At 73.4% G+C, this 4695-nt stretch carries 4 protein-coding genes; 2 read left to right on the top strand and 2 right to left on the bottom strand.

Annotated elements, in window-relative coordinates:
• Positions 1 to 386: 386 nt before the first annotated feature.
• On the bottom strand, positions 387 to 1292 hold the full coding sequence (locus AB8Z75_RS31455) for a tRNA (adenine-N1)-methyltransferase (RefSeq protein ID WP_369207990.1): 906 nt from the start codon (positions 1290 to 1292) through the stop codon (positions 387 to 389).
• 112 nt (positions 1293 to 1404) lie between these two features.
• Positions 1405 to 2685, bottom strand: a complete 1281-nt coding sequence (locus AB8Z75_RS31450) for a site-2 protease family protein (protein ID WP_369207988.1) — start codon at positions 2683 to 2685, stop codon at positions 1405 to 1407.
• 134 nt (positions 2686 to 2819) lie between these two features.
• Here AB8Z75_RS31450 and AB8Z75_RS31445 point away from each other — a divergent pair, with 134 nt between their 5' ends.
• Positions 2820 to 3701 carry a RecB family exonuclease gene (locus tag AB8Z75_RS31445; protein ID WP_369207986.1) on the top strand — a complete coding sequence of 294 codons (882 nt, stop codon included), beginning with the start codon at positions 2820 to 2822 and terminating at the stop codon, positions 3699 to 3701.
• Between the two features lie 64 nt (positions 3702 to 3765).
• Positions 3766 to 4437, top strand: coding sequence for a response regulator transcription factor (locus tag AB8Z75_RS31440; RefSeq protein WP_114020508.1), 672 nt, complete (start codon positions 3766 to 3768; stop codon positions 4435 to 4437).
• Positions 4438 to 4695 lie beyond the last annotated feature (258 nt).

Raw genomic sequence — 4695 nt, 5'->3', positions numbered from 1 at the left:
GGAGGTCGGGGTGGCGGTGGCCGGCTGGAGGAGCGCGGTGGCCCCGAGGACCGCGGCGAGGGCGGCGGCGGTGGCGAGCCAGTGGGCCGTGCGGGAGCGGGTGTGCGGCAGTTCCGTCACGCGGGGTGACTCCTGTGTGCGGGCGACGACGGGCGCTGTGTGGAGCGGCGAGGAGCGCGGAGCGGGTGGAGGGGTCCGGCGAGGGGTTGCGCGGAGGAGGTGCTTCGCATGGTGCCACAGGTCACACCGGCACGGAACGTCCGGGTCCCCTTCGGATCGTTCCCGCACCCCAACACCACTGCCCCGCACCCGGTTTCGCAGCGGGTACGGGGCAGTGGGCGTGTCGTGCGGGGCCCGAGAGCCCAGCAAGATCCAAACGAGAGGCTCTAGGAGGTCCGGCCGCCGGACTGGCTGCCGGGGCCCGTGTAGTCCTCGCCGTAGGCGCCCTTGGCGGGGCGGCGGCGGCGCAGCGGGGGCTCGACGCCGTCGGCGAGGCGGCGGGCGGACAGCAGGAAGCCGGTGTGGCCGATCATGCGGTGGTCCGGGCGGACGGCGAGGCCCTCGACGTGCCAGTTGCGGACCATGGTCTCCCAGGCCTGCGGCTCGTTGAACGTCCCGAACTCGCGGATCGACTCGACCATGCGGGCCATCTGTGTCGTGGTGGCGACGTAGGCGCACAGGATGCCGCCGGGCACCAGCGCCTTGGAGACGGCCTCCAGGCACTCCCAGGGGGCGAGCATGTCGAGGATGACGCGGTCGACGTCGGTGTCGGACAGGTTGTCCTGGAGGTCACCGACGGTCAGGGTCCAGGCGGGGTGGGGGCTGCCGAAGTAGCGCTCCACGTTCTGCTGGGCGATCTCGGCGAAGTCCGCGCGGCGCTCGTAGGAGTGGAGCATGCCCTGGTCGCCGATGGCGCGGAGCAGGAAGGTGCTCAGGGAGCCGGAGCCGACGCCTGCCTCGACGACGCGTGCGCCGGGGAAGATGTCGGCCATGGCGAGCACCTGTCCGGCGTCCTTGGGGTAGACGACGGCGGCCCCCCGTGGCATGGACAGGACATAGTCGGGGAGCAGGGGACGCAGCGCGAGGTAGGCGACGTTTCCGGTGGTACGGACGACACTCCCCTCGGGCGCACCGATCAGCTCGTCGTGGGGGAAGGCTCCCTTGTGGGTGTGGAAGCTCTTTCCCTCTTCGAGGGTGATCGTGTAGTGGCGGCCCTTGGGGTCGGTGAGCTGGACCTGGTCCCCGACCTTGAAGGGCCCGCGACGGCGGGCGGCACCGGTCGGTTCGGACATGCGGACAGCCTAGCCGGTCCCGGCGGGCCGCGGCGTTCTGGGCCACCCGGGACGGGGGCCGCCCGCCGGCGCCAGGCCCCCGGCGGCCCGCCCGGCGACCGCGGCGGCGGCCTCAGGTACGGGCGCCGCGGGCGTCAGGGCGGTTGGACATGGCCGCGACGAACGCCCGCTCGACGTCACCGGTGGACAGCACCCCGTAGATCTCACCGGTGTCCTCCACGACCAGGTACTCGGTCGCGGGAGTGGCACGCAGCCACTCCAGCAGGTCCTCGCCGGCCAGCTCCGCGGGTACGCGCATGCCCTCCTTGAGGTCCTGTGCCAGCGTGCTGACGGCCACCCAGGGGCGCCGGTGCTCGGGGACGGAGGCGATGGCGGCCTCCCGCACGAGGGAGAGCGGGTCGCCCTTGCCGTCGACGACGACCAGCGCCCGGGCCCCGGCGGAGTTGGCACGGCGCAGCGCCTCCGACAGCGGGGTGTCGGTCTCGACGGGCACGGCACGGCGGGTCAGCGTGCGGGCGCGCAGCTCGGGGAGGCGCTCGCGCAGCCGGGCCATCCGCAGGCTGTTGCCCGCGCCGGTCCAGATGATGGCCGCCAGGATCGCGGCGAGCAGCGCGTCGGTCAGGGAGTCCATACCGCTGACACCGCCCCGCGCGAGCCCGCCCGCGTGGGTGGCCAGCGGAAGCCCGATCAGCACGGCCACGGCCAGCGCCCGGCCCACCCAGGCGGCGGCGACCGTGCCGGTCATGGGCTTGCCGCTGAGCTTCCACACGATGGCGCGCAGCATCCGGCCGCCGTCCAGCGGCAGTCCCGGCAGCAGATTGAAGGCGGCCACGAGCAGGTTGGAGACCATCAGCCCGGCCAGCAGGACGCCGGGGACGGTGCCCGGCTCCACGGCGCGCATCGCGGCGTAGAAGACCCCGGCCAGCAGCAGCGAGAAGAGCGGGCCGACGAACGCGAGGACGAACTCGCGCCCCGGGGTCTCGGACTCCTTCTCGATCTCGGAGACGCCTCCGAAGAACTGCAGCTGGATGCGGCGCACCGGCAGCTTGAAGCGGAGGGCGGCGACCGTGTGGGCGAGCTCGTGGACCAGCACGGAGGCGTAGAAGGCCACGGCGAAGAAGAGCGCGATCAGATAGCGCAGGCCGCCCAGCTCGGGCAGGACCCGTTCGAGCTGGCCGCCGAAGACCCAGGTGATGAGCGCGGCCACCAGGAACCAGGAGGGCGCGACGTAGACCGGGACGCCGAAGGGGCGCCCCATCAGGATGCCGCCACCGGGCGGGTTCGGGCGGGCGGGTCTGCCGGGGGTCGGCTTGCGGGAGGACGGCCCGCCATGGCCGGTCCCCTGGCCGGAGCCACCGGCCGGCGGCTTCCCGTCGTTGTCCTCGTCCGCCACGGGTTCCCCTCTGCTGCTTCCCTCGCGTCCCGCCGCTCCGCGCCGCCTGCCGGGTCGGCCTGCCGTACGGTGCGAGGGGTCTGCCGTCGATGGTAAGTGTCCGCTGTCAGTGGCGGGCCTTAGGGTCTTATCCCATGAAAACCCGCGCGGCCACACCGCCGACCTCGCTGTCGCCCTCCCGGGCAGCGGACTTCATGCAGTGCCCGCTGCTCTACCGCTTCCGGGTGATCGACAAACTGCCGGAGAAACCCACCGCCGCCGCCACCCGCGGCACGGTGGTGCACGCGGTGCTGGAAAGACTCTTCGACGCGCCCGCCGCCGAGCGCAGCGCGGGGCGCGCCCGTGGCCTGGTGGCCGGCGAGTGGGAGCGGCTGCTGGCCAAGCGGCCGGAGCTGGCCGAGCTGTTCGCCGAGGACACGCAGGACGGGGCCCAGCTGGCGCAGTGGCTGACGCAGGCCGAGGAGCTGGTCGAGCGGTGGTTCACCCTGGAGGACCCCACGCGGCTGGAGCCGGCCGAGCGGGAGCTGTTCGTGGAGGCCCGCCTGGAGTCGGGGCTGCGGCTGCGCGGCATCATCGACCGGGTGGATGTCGCACCGACGGGTGAGGTGCGCATCGTCGACTACAAGACGGGCAAGGCGCCGCGCCCCGAGTACGCGGACGGGCCGCTGTTCCAGATGAAGTTCTACGCCCTTGTGCTGTGGCGGCTGCGCGGCGTGCTGCCCCGGCGGCTGCAGCTGGTCTTCCTCGGCAGCGGCGACGTGCTCACCTACGATCCGCAGGAGAGCGACCTGCGGGCCACGGAACGCAAGCTGCTGGCGCTGTGGGACGCGATCAGCAGGGCGACCGAGACGGGTGACTGGCGGCCCAGGCCCGGCAAGCTGTGCGGCTGGTGCGACCACCAGGCGCACTGCCCCGAGTTCGGGGGCACTCCCCCGCCGTATCCGCTCACGATCCAGCCCCGGCTCCCGGAGCCCCGCTCGCCCGAGGAGGTGGCGGCGCCCGGTACGGGGGACTGAGCGGGCCGCCTCGGCGTCTGGGTGAGAATGGGGCGATCGCTGCCGCCCCGCCGAAGGAGTTCCTGTGGCAATCCGCGTACTGCTGGTGGACGACCAGCCGCTGCTGCGCACCGGTTTCCGGATGATTCTGGAGGCCGAGCAGGACCTGGCGGTGGTCGGTGAGGCGGGGGACGGCCTGCAGGCGCTGGATCAGGTGCGGGCGCTCCAGCCCGATGTGGTGCTGATGGACATCCGGATGCCGCGGATGGACGGGGTGGAGGCCACCCGGCGGATCACGGGCCCGGCCAAGGACGGCCCCGCCAAGGTCCTGGTGCTCACCACCTTCGACCTGGACGAGTACGTGGTGGAGGCGCTGCGGGCCGGCGCGAGCGGATTCCTGCTCAAGGACGCACCGGCCGGGGAGCTGGTGCAGGCCATCCGGGTGGTCGCGGCGGGCGAGGCGATGCTGGCGCCCAGCATCACGCGGCGGCTGCTGGACAAGTACGCGGGCAAGCTGCCCTCGGGCGAGGAGCCGGTGCCCGACACGCTGCATCAGCTGACCGAGCGCGAGGTGGAGGTGCTGAAGCTGGTGGCGCGCGGGCTGTCGAACGCGGAGATCGCGGCGGATCTGTTCGTGAGCGAGACGACGGTCAAGACCCATGTCGGTCACGTGCTGACCAAGCTGGGGCTGCGTGACCGGGTGCAGGCGGCGGTGTACGCGTACGAGAGCGGCCTCGTGAGGCCGGGTTCCGCGTAGCTGTTTCCCGCCGGGCTGTCCCGTGCGGCCCGGAGCCCCCGTAGGCGTTCGCGGCCCCGCGTCTCCGTGCGGCCTTAAGCCCCGCGCAGCCGGTCCCGGCCCGCGTCTCCGTGCGGCCTTGAGCCTCCGCGTCGCCGGTCCCGGCCCGCGTCTCCGTGCGGCCTTGAGCCCCCGCGTCGCCGGTCCGGGGCCCGCGTCTCAGTCGGCGGCCGTCGCCCCTGCCTGCTCCGGTGTCCCCGCTCCCGGCCGCCCCCCACC

Source organism: Streptomyces sp. PU-14G, from assembly GCF_041028275.1.
GTDB lineage: Bacteria > Actinomycetota > Actinomycetes > Streptomycetales > Streptomycetaceae > Streptomyces.
Note: the sequence above shows the minus strand (reverse complement) of the source record. Positions and strands in the feature narration are given on the sequence as shown.